Annotated in this window: 16 protein-coding genes and 1 pseudogene; 16 read left to right on the top strand and 1 reads right to left on the bottom strand. The window is 35.4% G+C overall.

Features of this window, described 5'->3' with window-relative positions:
- Positions 1-58 precede the first annotated feature (58 nt).
- From CDG59_RS00470 to CDG59_RS15250, 9 genes are all read left to right on the top strand, one after another.
- Positions 59-325, top strand: coding sequence for a hypothetical protein (locus CDG59_RS00470; protein WP_087542891.1), 267 nt, complete (start codon positions 59-61; stop codon positions 323-325).
- 18 nt (positions 326-343) lie between these two features.
- Positions 344-1,390, top strand: coding sequence for a DUF932 domain-containing protein (locus CDG59_RS00465; RefSeq protein WP_087542890.1), 1,047 nt, complete (start codon positions 344-346; stop codon positions 1,388-1,390).
- A gap of 158 nt (positions 1,391-1,548) precedes the next feature.
- Positions 1,549-2,625 carry a YqaJ viral recombinase family protein gene (locus tag CDG59_RS00460; protein WP_087542888.1) on the top strand — a complete coding sequence of 359 codons (1,077 nt, stop codon included), beginning with the start codon at positions 1,549-1,551 and terminating at the stop codon, positions 2,623-2,625.
- Positions 2,626-2,867: 242 nt separating this feature from the next.
- The gene (locus tag CDG59_RS00455) at positions 2,868-3,788 is read left to right on the top strand and encodes a hydrolase or metal-binding protein (RefSeq protein ID WP_087542887.1); all 921 of its coding nucleotides are present in this window, start codon (positions 2,868-2,870) and stop codon (positions 3,786-3,788) included.
- Between the two features lie 156 nt (positions 3,789-3,944).
- A complete protein-coding gene (locus tag CDG59_RS00450) occupies positions 3,945-4,115 on the top strand; it encodes a helix-turn-helix transcriptional regulator (RefSeq protein WP_227519093.1) in 171 nt (56 codons plus the stop codon).
- Between the two features lie 143 nt (positions 4,116-4,258).
- The gene (gene hsdR, locus CDG59_RS00445) at positions 4,259-6,637 is read left to right on the top strand and encodes an EcoAI/FtnUII family type I restriction enzme subunit R (protein WP_087542885.1); all 2,379 of its coding nucleotides are present in this window, start codon (positions 4,259-4,261) and stop codon (positions 6,635-6,637) included.
- A gap of 57 nt (positions 6,638-6,694) precedes the next feature.
- Positions 6,695-8,170, top strand: a complete 1,476-nt coding sequence (locus CDG59_RS00440; protein WP_087542884.1) for a type I restriction-modification system subunit M — start codon at positions 6,695-6,697, stop codon at positions 8,168-8,170.
- Between the two features lie 15 nt (positions 8,171-8,185).
- Complete coding sequence (locus CDG59_RS00435) at positions 8,186-9,985, top strand: restriction endonuclease subunit S (RefSeq protein ID WP_087542882.1); 1,800 nt, start codon at positions 8,186-8,188, stop codon at positions 9,983-9,985.
- A 75-nt stretch (positions 9,986-10,060) separates the two neighbouring features.
- On the top strand, positions 10,061-10,228 hold the full coding sequence (locus CDG59_RS15250; protein WP_171294954.1) for a hypothetical protein: 168 nt from the start codon (positions 10,061-10,063) through the stop codon (positions 10,226-10,228).
- Between the two features lie 120 nt (positions 10,229-10,348).
- Here CDG59_RS15250 and CDG59_RS00430 read toward each other — a convergent pair.
- Positions 10,349-10,492, bottom strand: a pseudogene (locus tag CDG59_RS00430) (transposase); the annotation flags it as partial.
- A gap of 631 nt (positions 10,493-11,123) precedes the next feature.
- Here CDG59_RS00430 and CDG59_RS00425 point away from each other — a divergent pair.
- Genes CDG59_RS00425 through CDG59_RS00395 form a run of 7 tightly spaced genes read left to right on the top strand, consistent with a single transcriptional unit; the run spans position 11,124 to position 18,452 of the window.
- The gene (locus CDG59_RS00425; RefSeq protein ID WP_143225207.1) at positions 11,124-12,494 is read left to right on the top strand and encodes a hypothetical protein; all 1,371 of its coding nucleotides are present in this window, start codon (positions 11,124-11,126) and stop codon (positions 12,492-12,494) included.
- A gap of 3 nt (positions 12,495-12,497) precedes the next feature.
- Positions 12,498-13,226 (top strand): OmpA family protein, encoded by a 729-nt coding sequence (locus tag CDG59_RS00420; RefSeq protein ID WP_087542878.1) that lies wholly within the window; start codon positions 12,498-12,500, stop codon positions 13,224-13,226.
- Entirely contained in the window at positions 13,223-13,663 is a 441-nt protein-coding gene (locus CDG59_RS00415) for a hypothetical protein (protein ID WP_087542876.1), read from the top strand. Before CDG59_RS00420 ends, CDG59_RS00415 begins: the two co-directional genes overlap by 4 nt.
- Before the next feature lie 5 nt (positions 13,664-13,668).
- Positions 13,669-14,304: a vWA domain-containing protein gene (locus CDG59_RS00410; RefSeq protein ID WP_087542875.1), complete on the top strand. Its 636-nt coding sequence runs from the start codon at positions 13,669-13,671 to the stop codon at positions 14,302-14,304.
- Positions 14,305-14,346: 42 nt separating this feature from the next.
- Positions 14,347-14,883 carry a hypothetical protein gene (locus CDG59_RS00405; RefSeq protein ID WP_087542873.1) on the top strand — a complete coding sequence of 179 codons (537 nt, stop codon included), beginning with the start codon at positions 14,347-14,349 and terminating at the stop codon, positions 14,881-14,883.
- A gap of 4 nt (positions 14,884-14,887) precedes the next feature.
- Positions 14,888-16,924, top strand: coding sequence for a PP2C family serine/threonine-protein phosphatase (locus CDG59_RS00400; protein WP_087542872.1), 2,037 nt, complete (start codon positions 14,888-14,890; stop codon positions 16,922-16,924).
- Positions 16,917-18,452, top strand: coding sequence for a helix-hairpin-helix domain-containing protein (locus tag CDG59_RS00395; protein WP_087542870.1), 1,536 nt, complete (start codon positions 16,917-16,919; stop codon positions 18,450-18,452). The genes CDG59_RS00400 and CDG59_RS00395 overlap by 8 nt, the downstream gene beginning before the upstream one ends.
- Positions 18,453-18,484 lie beyond the last annotated feature (32 nt).

Here is an 18,484-nt window from a genome sequence, read left to right as displayed (position 1 = left end):
TTCAAAAACATAGGCTTATCCATCGATAAGCCTTTTTTCATTTAATGAGGTATATCTTATGAATATTACATGTCCATATTGTTATTCAGACAATATCAGTCGTGCAACCACACAGCCATCAGGCAATAACAGTTTTTCTTCAATGGCAGGCGCAGGGATTGGTGCAAGCCTTGCCAAGAGTTTCCCTACGCCATTTTCACCATTACTCGGTGGATTGGCTGGGGCAGTGGTGGGTGGTTTGCTGGATAGTCTGGTTCAACCCTCACAGCCACAGCAGCCTACCGCTTATTTCCACTGCAACAATTGCCAATGCAATTTCAACTAAGGATGGGAGGAAATCATCATGGCACATCAACTTGAACAAATGTCGTATGTCGGTGAAACCCCGTGGCATGGTCTGGGTAATCAACTCAGCCCACATCAACCCATTGAAGTCTGGGCGCAACAGGCAGGTATGGACTGGCGCATTGAATCATCTGATGTCAGTTACATGGCGCAGAATGAGAAAGGTCAGAGTATTATTATGCCTTTTGAAGAGCAACGAGTTTTGTATCGTTCTGATACCCATGCACCGTTATCTGTTGTTAGCCAACGCTTTCAAGAAGTGCAACCAAGTTCTATTTTGGAGTTTTATCGAGACCTCACTGAACAATCAGGTTTTGAACTTGAGACAGCAGGTGTACTCAAAGGCGGTAAGAAGTTCTGGGCATTGGCTAAGACTGGGCAGACCGCAGCCTTAAAAGGCAAGGATGTCAGTAATGGCTATATTCTATTAGCAACGGCTTGTGATGGAACACTTGCTACAACTGCACAATTCACTTCAATTCGAGTGGTCTGTAGTAACACTTTGGCGATTGCGCTAAAAGGACAGAATAGTGCAGGCATTGTTAAAGTCCCACACAGCACTCGTTTCGATGCAGAAAAAGTAAAGCAGCAATTGGGTGTTTCAGTTCGTACATGGGATGAGCATATGTACGAGATGAAGCAACTCAGTCAACGGAAGGTAACACAGCAAGAAGCCGCAGCTTACTTCGATGCGGTGTTTAACAATACCAATCTAAGCAATGCTGAACAGGATGAAAGCATCATTCAGTTCTACCGTAATGCTGCAATGCCTAACCAAATAAATTCATCTCGATCAGACAGTAAAACTGAGCCGAATGGACGAGCAATGTCAAAAGTCATGACGATGTTCAATGGACAAGGGCGTGGGGCAGAACTCAGTTCAGCCAAAGATACAGCTTACGGTTTACTTTGTGCCATTACAGAGTTCTGTGACCATGAACGACGAGCGATGAGTACCGACCATCGATTGGATTCGGCTTGGTTTGGTATGGGGGCAGCCATTAAACAACGAGGAGTAGAGCAAGCGTTAAGAATGGTGGCTTAAACTCAACATACATAGGGGCTCATTTATTAAATGAATAGCATAAGCTGAACCTTTCCTGAATCAATTTTAATGATTCGTTTTTCCTTTTGCCGCACCTCCCCCAGGTGCGGCTTTTTTTATGCCCAAATTTTTAATTTTTTACAGATATGGAGAATATGATGAATCCAAATACTCAAACCTCATCAAGTCATGCAATCGCTCATTTGCCTTTAAACCTAAATCCACCCCAAACCGCTCTGACTTCTAGATCACAGCCAAATTCAGCTAAACGTTTGGCTAAAACCAAAGGTATGAGTCGTGAGCAATGGTTACAAGTACGAAAACAAGGCATTGGAAGTAGTGATGCCGCAGCAGCTTGTGGTTTAAATCCACATATGTCGATGTTGGAACTATGGATGATTAAAACAGGTCGAATGCAAGCGCCTCCAGATCAACCTTTTAAGAACCATTATTCACCTTTGTATTGGGGGAACAAGTTAGAACCGCTGATTGCAGATTACTATCAACAGCGTACTGGTAATAAGGTTCGTCGGGTCAATGCAGTTTTACAACATCCAGATGAAGACAAAGCTTTTATGTTAGCCAATCTGGATTATGCAGTCGTAGGCAGTGATGAAGTACAACTTCTAGAATGTAAATCAGTTGGAGAGTGGGGAACCAAGCATTGGCGAGAAGGTGTGCCTATGTATGTGCTCATTCAAGTACAGCATCAATTGGCTGTTACAGGTAAACAAGCAGCTCATATCTGTGTCTTAATCTGTGGACATGAAGCCAAGATATATAAAGTTGAACGCAATGAAATTGTGATCAATCGTCTGATTGCTTCAGAAAAAATCTTCTGGTCTTGTGTAGAAAACGATATACCACCTCATGTCGATGCCAGTGAGTCAGCAGCTAAAGCTCTGCAACTCTTATACCCGCAGCATATACCTTTACAAACTGTGGATCTGTCTACTTTATCAGGAGTAGATCAACTTTTTACTGATCTACTGAATGAGGAGAAGCATCTAGCACACCATCAAACCAAATATGACTATCTAAAACATCGTATTCAGATATTAATGAAGGATGCTGAAAAAGCCATATTTAGTCAGGGCAGCGTGACATGGAAGAAATCGAAGGATAGTGTGGTGTTAGATCAGAAAGCATTACTCCAAACACAGCCCGAATTATTAGATCAGTATCCTCAAACCCGTATTGGTAGTCGCAGATTTAATATTCATTCAAGTTCTTAACCAACTCTAGCCCCCCTCCTTAAACCTAAAAAATGCGCAAAGCCGCCCCACTTGCCCTCCCTCTAAATAACAGAGAAAGGGCGTTGGAGAAGCTTTGCGTAAATCTTTGATGCACTCAATCTCTTGTGACCGATGAATAAAGAGAGGTGATTGATCAGGCTGAACTGGAATAGGTGAAGAGGCGGTGCTTTACAGTAAATATCGTGACTTCGTAAATATTTAACAAAATAAGGATTCATCTCATGATTACAGGTCTAGCAATTACACCACCCGTACTTGGGCGTATCAGCATTGGTAAAATTATAGAAAAGAATGGTAAACGTGTTCCTGAAAAGGATGACCAATTTACTATTACCAGCCAAATCCAAAACAAAGAGGGGTGGGTGAAACATCCACTGGATGAGCAACTCCGTGCCAAAGTACCGAATCAAAAACTCAGAATCATTCCAGTTCGTATGATTTTTAACGATCCTGAGCTTAATCTTAGAGCAGAGTACAGCTTATTTGATCGACAGACAGGACGTTTAATTTGTTCGGGTAATGGAGAAACCTGTCAGCGACTCGGACAAAATGGTATTGAACAACATCCATGTCCATCACCTGACTTATGTCCACTGGCACAAGGCGGACTCTGTAAACCCTATGGCAGACTCTACGTCAACTTAGATGAATCGGACGAGTTAGGGACATTTATCTTCAGAACCACAGGTTTTAATAGTATTCGGACGCTGGCAGCTCGTCTTCGTTATTATCATGCCGCTTCGGGCGACTTACTTTCATGTTTGCCTTTGCAATTGACGTTGAGAGGTAAGAGTACGACTCAAAGCTACCGTACTCCGATTTACTACGTGGACTTAACTTTACGGGATGGTACAAATTTGAAAGATGCGATTAGCTCAGCTAAGCAAATGGATGAACAGAGCAAGGCCGCAGGGTTTTATCAGGAGGCATTGGATTTCGTGGCACGGCAGGGCTACGGCAATGCCAGTTTTGAGGTGGGTGGAGAAGAGGGGCTGGATATTGTTGAGGAGTTTTATAGTGATCAGCAAAATGCTGTTGAGGTGAGGTCTGATGTCGTATCAGCAGCATCGATTGCTCAAGCGGTCAATGATGCCACGGAGATAAAACAGAGTCTGAGACAAAGTGTAAGGGCTGTAAATTAGGTCAAGGTTATGAAGTATTCAAATTAGTTTTTTACAGAACGTCCTGATTGTTTGAGCGGTAGACAGCTCGCTTAAACAATCTAAGGAGAATCAGTCATGAATACATTTATTAGTCAAACATTTCAAATGAATCAGCTTATCAATATCAAATAAGTTGTGCTGTTTACAGAAGTAGGACGTTCAACTATCTATGAAATGATGGATGAGAATTCACCTTATTACGATCCTACATTCCCAAGGAAAGTTAAAATTACTCAAAATCGTATCGGCTGGTCAGCTTATGAGATCCATCAATGGATTGAAAGTAAGTTAGCGAGTCGAGAATAGAAAGGGAGCCTTTGCTCCCTTATTTTTTTGTTTCAAGCTATTCAACCTAAGTTTAAAAGTATGCAGTATTTGCTTTTATATTTTAAAAATAATGGTTATCTTTAAATATATGATAAAAATTAAGTTATTCGCTTTGAGGATATATGTCTAAAAAAGATTTGTCTGAACGTGAGATCTGCACTCGTTTTATCTATCCCGCTTTAATAAATGCAGGGTGGACAGCGCAACAGATCCGTGAAGAAGTGACTTTTACCAAAGGTCAAATCATGGTTCGTGGCAAATTACATACCCGCGGGGAGACCAAACGTGCAGACTACATTCTTTACTATAAAAAGAACATTCCAATTGCGGTGATTGAAGCCAAAGACAATAAACATACTTTAGGTGCTGGTATGCAGCAAGCGCTTGGTTATGCTGACTGTTTACAAACTCCATTTGTATTTTCAACGAATGGAGATGGTTTCTTATTGCATGACCAGACAGGTTTGTTTAATCCCAATAAGGTGGAAACAGAGTTAGGTTTAGATCAATTCCCAGCACCAGATGTGTTATGGAATCTATATCAGCAACATCATGGTGTAATATCCCCTGAAGCAAAAGCTATTGTTGAATTTCCTTATTACGATGATGGTACAGATCGCACACCACGTTATTACCAAACCAATGCGATTAATAAGACATTAGAAGCAATTGCTCGTGGGCAAGATCGTGTCTTATTGGTTATGGCAACAGGTACAGGCAAGACCTATACCGCTTTTCAGATCATTTGGCGTTTATGGAAATCTGGTGCTAAAAAACGCATTCTCTTTTTAGCTGACCGTAATATTCTAGTTGATCAAACCAAGAATAATGACTTTAAACCCTTTGGCGACAAGATGACAAAAATCACCAATCGCACGGTTGATAAAAGCTATGAAATCTATCTGTCCTTATACCAGGCTGTAACAGGCTCAGAAGAAGAGAAGAACATTTATAAGCAGTTCAGTCCTGAATTCTTTGATCTAATCGTGATTGATGAATGTCATCGTGGTAGTGCTAAAGAAGATTCTGCATGGCGTGACATTCTTGAATATTTTAGTTCAGCGACCCACATCGGTTTAACTGCAACACCTAAAGAAACAAAAGATACATCTAACATCACTTATTTTGGTGAACCTGTATATACCTATACCTTGAAACAAGGTATTCAAGATGGTTTCCTTGCACCTTACAAAGTGATTCGTATTGATATAGATAAGGATCTGCAAGGGTGGCGACCAGCTAAAGGTCAAAAAGATAGACATGGTAATGAAATTGAAGATCGTATCTTTAATTTAAAGGATATGGATAAAACGCTTGTCCTCGAAAAGCGTACAGAGTTAGTGGCTAGAAAAATTACGGAATATTTGAACAGCACTGATCCCTATGCCAAAACCATTGTGTTCTGTGACAATATCGATCATGCAGAGCGTATGCGTCAGGCACTTGTAAACCTGAACCCTGATAAAATTAAAGAAAATCGCAAGTATGTCATGCGCATTACGGGGGATGATCAAGAAGGTAAAGCTGAACTAGATAACTTCATTAACCCTGAAGAACGTTATCCTGTCATTGCAACTACTTCCAAGCTCATGACGACAGGTGTTGATGCCCAAACTTGTAAATTGATTGTTCTCGATCAGCATATTCAATCCATGACCGAGTTCAAGCAAATCATTGGTCGTGGTACACGAGTAAATGAAGAGTTTGGAAAGTCTTGGTTCACGATTATGGACTTTAAGAAAGCGACAGAATTATTTAGTGATCCTGCTTTTGATGGTGAGCCTGTGGTGATTTATGAACCAAAAGAAGGTGAACCGATTGTCCCTCCAGAAGAAAAAGACGATGGAGAAGTTAGTGATGATACAACTGCTGAGCCAACGATTTTTGATCCTCCAACAGGAGGTAGCGATGACGATGATACTGAAGGTGAACCACCTAAAAAATTTGTTGTGAACAATGTTCCTGTGAAAGTTATTGGGGAACGTATTCAGTTCTATGACAATGATGGCAAGTTAGTCACAGAGTCACTTAAAGATTACACTCGTCAGCATATTCTGAAGGATTATGAGTCTTTAGATACCTTCCTTCGAAAATGGAAAGGGGCAGATAAAAAATCGCTAATTATTGAAGAATTTCAAAAGCAAGGTGTGATTTTTGAAGCACTGGAAGATGAAGTTGGTAAGGACTTCGATGCTTTTGATCTGATTTGTCATATTGCTTTTGATCAGCCAGCACTGACTAAAAAAGAACGTGCCAATAACGTCCGTAAACGTAATTACTTTACCAAGTACAACGAGCAGGCGCGTCAGGTGTTAGATGCATTGCTGGACAAGTTTGCTGATCAAGGGATTCAGCCGATTGAAGACGTGCAGATTTTAAAAGTTCCACCTTTTAATCAGATGGGATCACTCATGGAAATTATTCAGTCCTTTGGTTCGGTTGAAGAATATACAAAAGCACTGAAAGAACTAGGCGATCAACTTTACGATGATGTGTCTTGATAGGGCTGTCTGCTAAACTCTTACACAAATTTAATATTAAACATTTGAAGTCGAATTATGAGTATTTCAGGAACTATTAAAGCAATTCAAAAAATCATGCGTAAAGACGTTGGTGTAGATGGTGATGCACAACGTCTTGGTCAGTTAGTATGGATGTTGTTTCTGAAAGTAGTTGATGCCAGAGAAATGGAAGCAGAGACTCTTGCTCTATTTGAAGGTGAAGTCTTTAAATCCCCAATCCCTGAAGAATTACGCTGGAGAAATTGGGCAGCAAATTCTGAAGGAATAACAGGCGATGCACTTAAAAAGTTTATCGATGATGTACTTTTTGAAAAATTAAAAACTCTAGCCGAAAACAATGATGATCCAAGAGCTTTTTTAGTTTCAAGTGTATTTCAAGAAGCTAATAACTATATGAAGTCGGGTACGTTGTTACGACAAGTTATTAATAAAATTGAAGCTGAGTTGGATTTTACGAAGTCAAAAGAATTACACGCATTCGGTGATATTTATGAACAACTTTTAAGAGATCTACAATCGGCTGGTAATGCAGGTGAGTTCTATACACCGAGAGCAGTTACAAAGTTTATGACTGAAATTATAGCTCCGAAATTAGAAGAATCAGTTTTTGATCCAGCTTGTGGTACAGGCGGATTTTTAACTTCAACAATTGAATTTAAACGAAAGCATTTTGTTAAAGTTCCTGCAGATGAAAAAATCTTACAACAATCAATCTTTGGTATAGAAAAAAAGCCATTACCACATTTGCTATGTACGACCAATTTGATTTTACATGGCATTGATGTGCCTACACAGATTAGACATGACAATACTTTAGCGCATCCTTTAATTTCTTGGGGAGTAGATAAGCGTGTTGATGTGATTTTGACTAATCCACCTTTTGGAGGCATTGAAGAAGATGGCATTGAGAATAATTTCCCAGCCAAGTTTCAGACCCGTGAAACGGCTGACCTCTTTATGGTGCTGTTAATTCAGCTTTTAAAAGCCAATGGTCGTGCAGCCGTGGTTTTACCTGATGGCTTTATGTTTGGTGAGGGCATTAAAACCGCCATTAAAGAAGAGCTGATGGAGAAGTGTAATCTACATACGATTGTTCGTTTGCCTAAGTCTGTATTCGCGCCTTATACCACGATCAGTACGAATATCTTGTTCTTCACCAAAGGTAAGAAAACTGAGCATGTCTGGTTCTATGAGCATCAATTGCCACAAGGCATAAAAGCGTATAACAAGACCAAGCCGATTCAATTAAAAGAGTTTGATTCATTAAAAGCATGGTGGGGCAATGAAGCTGACGGTTTTACCAGTCGTGTTGAAAATGAGCAGGCGTGGAAAGTCTCTAAGCAAGAGATTTTAGATCGTAACTACAACCTAGATATTAAAAATCCGCATCAAGCGGAAGAGGAAGTCAAAGACCCTGAGGAATCGTTGGCGCAGTATGCGGATTTACAAGCTGAGATCAGCAAAATCCGTAACCAGCTAAAAACGATTTTAGATGAAGCGTTAAGCCAATAATTTAGGGTGAATGAGATGACCGATGTAAAACAGCTCATTACTGAGCATTTGGATATTTGGCTGACTGCGGAAACGGAGAAGAAGTCAGGGCGTGGGCGTAGTTCTGGTTCGAATGATACGATTTATGGTGTGCAGAAGTTACGTGAATTGATTTTAGATTTAGCAATCCAGGGGAAATTATCTGAACATCGTAATACGGATACACCAGCTAAAATAGTTTTAGAAAATATCGCAAATGCAAAATCTAAATTAGTAGAAAATGGTGAAATTAAAGAAGCTAAAAAACCACAAGCAATTGGTGCAAAAGAGATTCCATTTAAATTACCAAATGGATGGGAATTTTGTAGATTAGAAAATCTAACTTCTTTAATAACTAAGGGTTCTTCACCCAAATGGCAGGGTGTTCAGTACACAGAAAATAGTGATGACGTTTTATTTATTACCAGTGAAAATGTAGGAAACTATCAATTAATCACCCATAATTTTAAATATGTTGAAGCTAAATTCAATGAAATTGAACCACGTTCCATTTTGAAAAAAGATGATTTTTTGATGAATATTGTTGGAGGATCAATTGGAAGAACAGCTATTTATGATTTAGATAGGCTTGCCAATATCAACCAAGCAGTGTGTTTGATTAGAACATTCTGTGAATATTTATCAAAGGATTACTTGCTTCACTTTTTTAATAGCAATCTTTGCAAAAGCTATATGTTTGATAAACAAGTGGATAATGCTCGTGCAAATTTAAGTATGGGGAACATTGCTAAATTTATTATTCCTATTCCACCACTAGAAGAACAACACCGTATAGTTGAGAAAGTTGATGAGCTCATGCAACTGTGCGATCAGCTTGAGCAACAACAAACTTTAAGCAGTGATGCCCATGCTACATTGGTCGATACTTTGCTAAAAGCACTCACTGAATCGAGCGATGCCGATGAATTTCAAGACAACTGGAAACGCATTGTTGCAAATTTTGATGTGTTATTTACCACAGAATACAGCATTGAGCAGTTAAAACAAACGGTTTTACGGCTTGCTGTAATGGGTAAGTTGGTGAAACAAGACCCAAGTGATGAGCCTGCAAGTGAGTTGCTGAAAAAGATTGCGGATGAAAAAGCTAAGCTCATTAAAGAAGGTAAGATTAAGAAGTCAAAGCCTTTGCCTGAGATTGCTGAGGATGAAAAACCGTTTGAATTGCCGAGTGGGTGGGAGTGGGAAAAGTTAGGTAATATTTCTTTAATTAACTCAGGAAATGCTTTTTCTAGTCAGGATTTTACTGAAGAAGATGGCTTACACAGAGTTATTAAAATCACCAATATTGGGGTTGGAGAGTTTATTGAATCTTCAGATTATTTGAATATTGAATTAAACAAGAAAATAGAGGCTTTCCAAGTTTTCCAAGATGATTTGTTATTAGCTTTAACACGCCCATATATCAGTACAGGTCTTAAAATTTGTAAATGTCCTCAAAGTTATGATAAGTCATTGCTCAATCAGCGAGTGAGTATGATTAGACCTTTTGAAATTGATATGAATGAATATATCTATTTATTTATGCGCAGTGATTTTGTTCTTAATCTTTATAAAAAAAGATTTAGTGATAGTGGCTTACAACCAAACCTTAAAATGGAAGATGTCACTAATCTAGTAATACCATTACCTCCGTTGATTGAGCAAAAATATATCATTGAAAAAGTAAGTCAACTTTTTTCTATAATTGAACAGCTTCAAGTTTTACAAAGTAAATTACAGAAAACCAAATTGCATTTAGCAGATGCTTTGGTAGCGAATGCAGTGGAGGGGGTGTAATGAGTTTTCCTAAAAGTTATACAGGATTAAGTCTTCAACCATCTTCTAAACATGTGATTGAACTATTAAAGCACATTGAAAAAAAATAACGGTGTGTTGGTTCATAGCAGCGGGCATGGTAAAGAAGAAGGTACAGAACTCAAAGGTACTTTGACCTATAGAACTGGATTAAATAGTGGCATCATGATTGCCTTAAATAAAACTTTACCAAGCGTATATATCAAACAATATGATGTGTGCTGAATTAGCAGGAGACTTTCACTTGGGAGATTCTAGGCAGCTAACCGATAAAAGTCTTCTGCCATTTGATTTGGTGTCTTAAAATCCAAGCCTTTTTGAATTCTTCGCTGATTATAAAATAACTGCTTTGTTATTCCAGTTGGAAAGGGTTTGCATTGAAATGCCAAGTTGTGTAGCGGATTCCGATACATTACCTTGGTTCTCTTCAATGGTTTTTATGGCTTCAGCTTTAAATTCTGCGGTGTAAGTCTTCTGTTTCTTGCTCATGGTAAACTCCTAATGAGTATGTATAGTTTACCAAGTTAAACCCTCCTGTTTTTTAAGCACACATCACTGTGCAACGTGATTAAAATCAATGTAATGCTTTGAAAGGAATCTTTGAATTCTTCTGTAAGATGATTGGGGTTGAGCTTCATTCATAAACAGGGTAGACAGCTTTGCAAGATTGGATGTTTGTTTGAAAAGTAAAGCAATCATCATGAATGTAAGACAAGATATTCTCGCCTTGTTCCATTTGAAATGTTGGTTTAGGATATGTTGTAGCTCGTTGAGATGTGGCATAGTTTACGTTCGTCAGAAAAACTACCATTATGTCATTTATTTCAATGAGTTACCTTTTTTGTCATGTACAGAGGAATTTTTATATCATCACGTCCAATCTCCAAATTATTTTTATAAATAATTTGTTTTAAGATGGTTTTAATCTAGTTAAATTAAAAAAAAACTGTAAAATTGTGTAATTAATTTCAATTAAACTAAAAGTATGAATTGGATAATTGGATTCAGCACGGTCACACTAACAATAGCATTTTTCACTTTAATTTATTTCAATAAAGTTTACTCTATTAGAAGTAATGCACCTTCATTTTTGGTTACTGTAGGCATTCTTTTTATGTTCATGGGGGTGGGTTTAGGGCTTTATGACTTCGATTTGAGCTCTAATCCTACTAAGGCAATTAACAATCTTTTGATACATATACAAGGTGCTTTTATAGCATCGACGATAGGAGTTTTTTATTCTATTTTATACAAAGCAATATTTTATTTCGTAAAAAATGATCAAAAAAATGATGATGCGCTAGAGGCTAGAATAGGTATATTTCTAGATAATAATGAAAAAAGTTTATTGATTCAACAGAGACAGGAAAATGAATCAAAAGATTATAAAGATACCTTCATCAAATACATTAAAGAATTAGTTACTAGTAATGCAGATACTTTAGCAATTCAGAGAAAACAAGAAACTGAATTTAAAAATTATAAAGACATACTTGTAAATCGTATTGCCTCCCTGCAAGAAAGTAATGAGAAATTTATTACTTCTCAAACAGAAAGGAATAATGAAATATTTATCGCTGCATTAAAGTCTGTAATGTTGGAGTTTAATAAAGATATGGGAAATCAATTTGCTTCTAACTTCCCTAAATTGAATGAAACTTTAGAAAATGTTATTTCATGGCAGAATAGCTATAGTGAAGAGATTAAAAATAATCAGGCCACTTTAAAACAAATAAATGAAAGTTATCTTGAACAACAAAAACAGTTTGATTTGTTGAAAAATTATACTGAAAGTTTCATTCAAATGAATAAAGCCCTTCAATCAAGTTCAGAAGAGCTTGATAAGCAAATCAATATTATAGATGCAAAAGTAGAACAATTAGCTACTTTAGGCAAAGAAAGTATTGTTGATGCTGAAAAATATCGCATACAGATGGATGCGATATATAACCAGTTTAATCAATCAAATCTAGAACTCATTGAAAACATGAAAACCTATCAACAAAATTCTTTAGATATGGCGAAATCATTTGAGCAAGTAATAGAAGTTAATAATTTATTCAAAAAGAATAGTATTGATATATATGAAAAAAATGTAGAATACTCTAAGAAGGTATATTTAAATCAAACAGATTTAATTGAAAAAGTTGGTGTTCACCAAATGGCTGCTATTGATAAATTTAAGAATAAAGTTGATAAGCAACTATATGAAGTACATATGGACATTACACAAAAATTTGAAATGACAAATGATCACCTAAATAAAATAGATTCACTGATTGAAAATCAACATGCTTTAATAAAGAATATTCAAATTCCTAAACTTGATAAACAATTATCGGGTCTACAATTAGAACTTTTAAAAAAAATTGAAACGACTAATGATTATATTAATAAGATTGATATGAAAATTGAAAATCAACATTCTTCAATAAAGGGTATCCAAGAACCTAAAGCCCTACCTACTAGTATTTCTTTGGGTGAAAATTAATTAATGAGATTTTTTAGAAAATTAAGTCGAGAAGATGAGTGGGTAAGCTTAAGTGATATTATGACCTCACTTATGCTTGTTTTTTTATTTATTGCAGTTTATTTTATTGTTTCCACTAAAGATATTATTGAATTTCCAAAAGTTTTTCAAAGAAATGAGGTGATGTTGCATTCTGAATTAAATAAAGTACTTAAAAATAATTTATCTAAATGGGGAGCTGATTTAGATACGACCGGTCTTGTGAGATTTAATAATAGTCAATTTATACAATTTGATACAGGCTCTTCTGATTTATCACCGCAATTTAAGAATGTGATTGATGAGTTTTTTAAGAATTATTTAACAGTTGTAATGAAACCAGAGATCGAAAAAAATATTAAAGAAATTTATATTGAAGGACATACCTCCACATATTGGTCACGCAATAGTTCAACGCAAGAATCTTATATTGCAAATATGAATTTATCCCAGGCGCGTGCGCAATCAACCTTAGTCTATCTTTTAAGCTCTTCAAGTTTAAATGCTGATCAAAAAAAGTGGCTTAGTCAGAAGGTAAGAGCAATTGGTTATTCGTCATCTAAGCCTTTAAATAATTCTGGTGAACCTCTAAATAGTGGTGAAAATGAAAATCCATCAAAATCTCAGCGCGTTGATATTCGAGTTGTTACAACTACAGAAGAACAAATCCGTAAACTTGCAAATGAACACTTTAAAAATGATGGCAATATATGAATGATCAAATGAATTATTTGCCAGAAATTGTTTTAGAAAGCCTCAAGCTGAAAAAATTTTATATTCAGCTTAAAAGCAAAAATAGTATGGATGATTTTTCAGATATGGTTTTGCTTACTTTAGATTGTAATCATGAACAAATTGATATCATCCATTTATCTTCTAGTACCCCTCTTGAGGGACCTTTTATTATTAATAAAGATAAAGTCATGGGTGCTATGACGATTTGGTTCGATACGACTAAAATACCAAAAAATATTTTTCACATTAAATTGAATAACTTAAGAGATTTTGATAGTATCGAAATACAACTAAGTATTTATAATGAATTGGTTTTTAAAAAAATCTATGAGTATTTTTATGCTTATAAATTTATGAAAAATACTTTACTGAAACTGAAAAGAAATAACGATTTTTTTCTTTACGATAATGAGTAAGAATTATGAGAAGACTGCCTGTTTATTTAGTTATTGATACATCAGGATCGATGCAAGGAGAGCCTATTGAATCTGTTAGAAACGGTATAGACTTATTTGTCTCTTCATTACGACAAGATCCACATGCCCTAGAAACAGCTTATTTATCAGTAATCACATTTGATGATAGAGCTCAGCAGATAGTGCCATTAACGGAACTTGCAGATTTTCAAACCCCATCTATAGAAGCTGGAGGTTGGACGGCTTTGGGTGAAGGTCTAACTTTAACAGCAAATTGTATTATTAACGAAGTTAAAAAGAATACAAATGATTCTAAAGGGGATTGGAAGCCATTAATTTTTATTATGTCTGATGGTGTGCCAACGGATGATTGGAAGCAGGGTTTCGAAAAACTGAAAGCAGTAAAGCCGGGCCTCATTATTCCTTGTAGTGTTGGCAGTATTGAAGCTGCAAGTGTTCTAAAGCAATTAGCAGAAGGAATTGTTAATTTACCTACTGCTGACAGTGCAACAATTACAGCTTTCTTTAAATGGGTTACGCAAAGTGTTTCAATGAGTAGTCAAAAAGTTGATTCAAATCAAGGTGATGCTGTTATTGGGGATTTGCCTCCGCCACCACCTGAAATCAATTTCGTATTTTAAGAGGTGATCACCATAGCCTAATAGGGGCTATGGTATTTTTTGATGAAAAAACTTCCTGTAATATGCCTAGTAGACAGCTCAATTTATAATACTCATGAAAAATTGCAAGCAACAAATATTGCGCTAGAAGTATTATATAAGTTGTTGAATAATGATGATTATCTTAAAGAAAGTTGTGAAATTTACTTCTATACTTTTTCTAAAAATTTAATTTTTAAAAGTATTATTAATAGTAAGTCTAACTTGAGAGATTTTCAAATTTCGGAAAATGAATTATTGGGTTTGAATTTTTTGGGAAATGCTCTTTATGGTTTAGAGAACTCAATAAGTTTTGGCAAGGAATTTTATCGCCCAAACTTATTTATATTTAGTTCAAATAATGCAGTAGATGTATTTACTTTTGAAATTTTTTCTAAAACTATTAGTAATATTTCAAAATTTTCCAATATTGTTATTTATTCTATGGATAATCTGACTATAAAATCAAAATATAAATATATTACTTTGACAGATAATATATTGAATGTCGAATATTTAACAGAATCAGTTTTTAATATGTGCTTGAAATTTGAGGATTAAAATTATGCTAAGTAAAAAAGATTATTGGGGGAATTTAGATGATTTTTTCAATCATACAGTAGATTTAATTGAAATGTTAGATTTAAAGAGAAATTGGAGAGGAGTTAACCCTAAGAAAAAACTTTTATCTGAATTAGATGAAATAAAAAAAATTATTAATGAACAAATAGATTTTAATGAAAAAGGGGGCATTTTTTTTAATAAAAGAGATGGTTCAAAAGACTCTAATCAAATAGGTGATACAAATATACCTACTTTATTGATAGAACAAGAGGTTTTAGTTGATAAAGCAGAGACTGATTTAGCAAATAAAAATAGAGCCGAAGAGTATTTAAAAATAAATGATTCTGATAAATTAGAGAAATTATTATCACAGGATATTGTGATTGTAAATGATGAAATTCAAATTGATTCAGAGAGAAATAATAAGATAGACCAAGAAGATTTTGGCAAAGATATTAAAGCGGAGCGACTAGAGTCTCAAAAAAATAATATTGAAGCTTTAAATTCTTCTTTTGAAGAAAAGGTAGATAATCTAATTGCTGATATTTCTCCAAATGATCAAGTACATACTACAGAAGTTCAAGACAAGAAAAATAAATCAATGACTGAGGTTTGCAATTCAAAATCAACTGAACTGGATAACGTTAATGCTGAGTTGGTTAACAATGAAATTAATAATATAAATAATAAAGAACAAGAGGCGTTAGTCGGTGAAACTAATGAGCAACAAACACATAAATATAGCAATCAAATGATATCAAATATTGATATTAAAAAATCAAAAAATAAATCAGTCTCTAAGATAGTACCTCCAAAGGTGACTTTCTCAATTGCAAATGGAAAAATTAAAGAGTTTTATAAAGAAAAAATTACTATAAAGGAAAATATAGAAATTGAAATTCTCTATGAAAGCATTAATTTTTCAGAAAATAATCTCGGTTTAAGTGTTGAAGATAATTTTATTGTAGGTATTCCTCAAAAAACGGGATCATCTGTTATCAACTTTAATTATAAATATCAAGATAATATTTATAAGGTTAGCGTAAATCTAGTTATTGTTGCAGATCCTAAAGATCTATGGGAGGTCAATGAGCCTGCCGAAGATTCATTATTTCCTAAAGAGCATGAATTTTATAAAACGATAAAATTTAATAATAACCAAAATTATAAAATTATTGCTGCAAGTCGTCGAGGACGTTCACATGAACATAATGGTTCATTTAGGGATGACCATTTCGAATATAAAATTTTAGAGCATGATCCATCCTTAGTAATTCTTTCTGTGGCAGATGGTGCTGGAAGTGCAAAGTATTCAAGAGAAGGTTCGAGATTAGCCACAGAACAATCAATAAACTTTTTAAGCCATAAATTGGCCGAAATACAAGCTTTTCAGGATTTAGAAAAGTATGTTTTTGAGGAGTCACACACGTCTGAAATAAATAAATCTATTGTTGAAAATTGGAATACAGCATCAATTCAATTATTTAGAGAAGCGACTGATTATGCAATGGAGAAGATTCGCCAGAAAATTGAAAATACTCAAAGTTCTTTCAGAGATTTTGCAACTACCTTACAAATTGTAATTGTTAAACATGTGCAAGACAAACGCTTTGTATCAAGTTTTTGGGTTGGAGATGGTGCTGTTGCGGTATATAACCAAGAGAAGGTACGTTTGTTAGGTCAAACAGATGGAGGGGATTATGTGGGACAAACAGTTTTCTTGAGTCCAAATTTAGAACCCTTTCATCAATATGTAAGTATCACAATTGCATCTGTACACGATTGGTTGTTTTTAATGTCTGATGGTATTTCAGATCCATATTTTGAAACAGATAGTGAACTAAGTAGTCTAGATAATTGGACTCAATTTTATAATGAATATAAAGAAGTTTTAAATAACGATATAGATGGGGCTGAGTTGAATGAAAAAATTCATTTCTTCAAAAAAGGACATCATGATGACAGAACGCTTCTTGTGCTTTTACCACACAATGAACCGAATTTAAGTTTCACAGATGAGAGTTTCACAGATGTCTAATATCGTTCATTGTAAAACCCATGATGGAAGATCAATTAGTTATATAGATCAAATTATTGCTTCAGGTGCGATGAAAGATGTTTATTTCTCACCTGATAAAAGCTATGTCGTATGTTTTTTTAATAAGAAAAAAAATAAGTTTTATGATAATCAAAATGACTATCAAGAACAGAAACGGCGTTTACTAGAAATCGTCACGACTAAGCATGACAGTATTATGAACGGTTTGGGGGGGAAATATTGGGAAAGTGGTTTTTGTTGGCCTAATGCTTTAGTTGAGCATAACAATTTATTGGGTATTGTTGCACCCGCTTATAGTAAAGAGTTCTTTTTTAAATTTGGTTCATCTAATAATGATCAGTTGAATATCAAAGGTAGAGAAAAAGAAGGAAGATGGTTCGCAAGTGCAAGTAATCAAAATCGTTTTCTTGATGCGAGAGAGAAAGGCACGTGGGCAAGTTATTTAAAAATATGCATGATGCTTGCTCGAGGTGTTCGACGCATGCATGCAGCTGGATTAGCTCACTCAGATTTATCTTATAAGAATGTGTTGATTGACCCTGTGACAGGTAGAGCATGTATTATCGATCTAGATGGTTTGGTAGTGCCGGGTAAATTTCCGCCAGATGTTGTTGGTACACCTGACTTTATTGCACCTGAAGTTATAGCTACAAGTCATCTAGATCGGAATGATCCAAAACGTTTTCTTCCATCCATCAGAACAGATAGACATGCACTAGCAGTATTGATTTATATGTATTTGCTATATCGCCATCCATTACGTGGTAAAAAAGTACATGACCTGAATGATAGTCAGAATGATGAAAAATTAAGTATGGGAGATCATGCGCTATTTGTTGAACACTCTATAGATACATCTAATGCTATTAATGCTGATGATTGGAAAAAATCATATTTACCATGGGTGGATACTAAAAAAATTCCATATACAGTGACTGGCCCATATCTATCAGAATTATTTAAAAAGAGTTTTGAAGATTATTTACATGAACCTAATCAAAGACCTTCGGCAAATGATTGGGAAGCTGCGTTGACTAAAACAACTGATTTACTTCAACCTTGTGTAAATCAAGATTGTACTCAAAAATGGTTTGTATTTGATAATTCAAGACAACCAAAATGTCCATTCTGTGGGACAGCATACACGAAAAAATTACCTATTCTGAACTTTTACTCTTCTCGTAATCAGAAGGAGTATAAATCTGATAATCACCGGTTAATGGTTTGGTCAAACCAATCATTATTTGAATGGCATATTAATGCTTTGGTTTTACCTAATGAACGTTTAGAAGCGCACCAAATGCGTCGAATGGGGTATTTTATTGAATATAACCAACAATGGTGGTTAGTGAATGAGAGAATGAATGGCTTATTTGTCTTTGATGAAGAAGATCGGCAGCATAAAATTGAAATTGGCAATCGTATTGAGTTGAAAGAGGGTGTGAAAATCATTCTTTCTAAAGACTCTGGTGGTCGTTTAGCTTATGTTCAAATGTCTAATTCGTAAAGTTGTCTAAATAGAGAGGTAGTGGATTAGAA

This window comes from Acinetobacter sp. WCHA29 (genome assembly GCF_002165335.1).
In the GTDB taxonomy this organism is placed as follows: Bacteria; Pseudomonadota; Gammaproteobacteria; order Pseudomonadales; family Moraxellaceae; genus Acinetobacter.
This window is presented reverse-complemented; position numbering and strand designations above follow the sequence as displayed.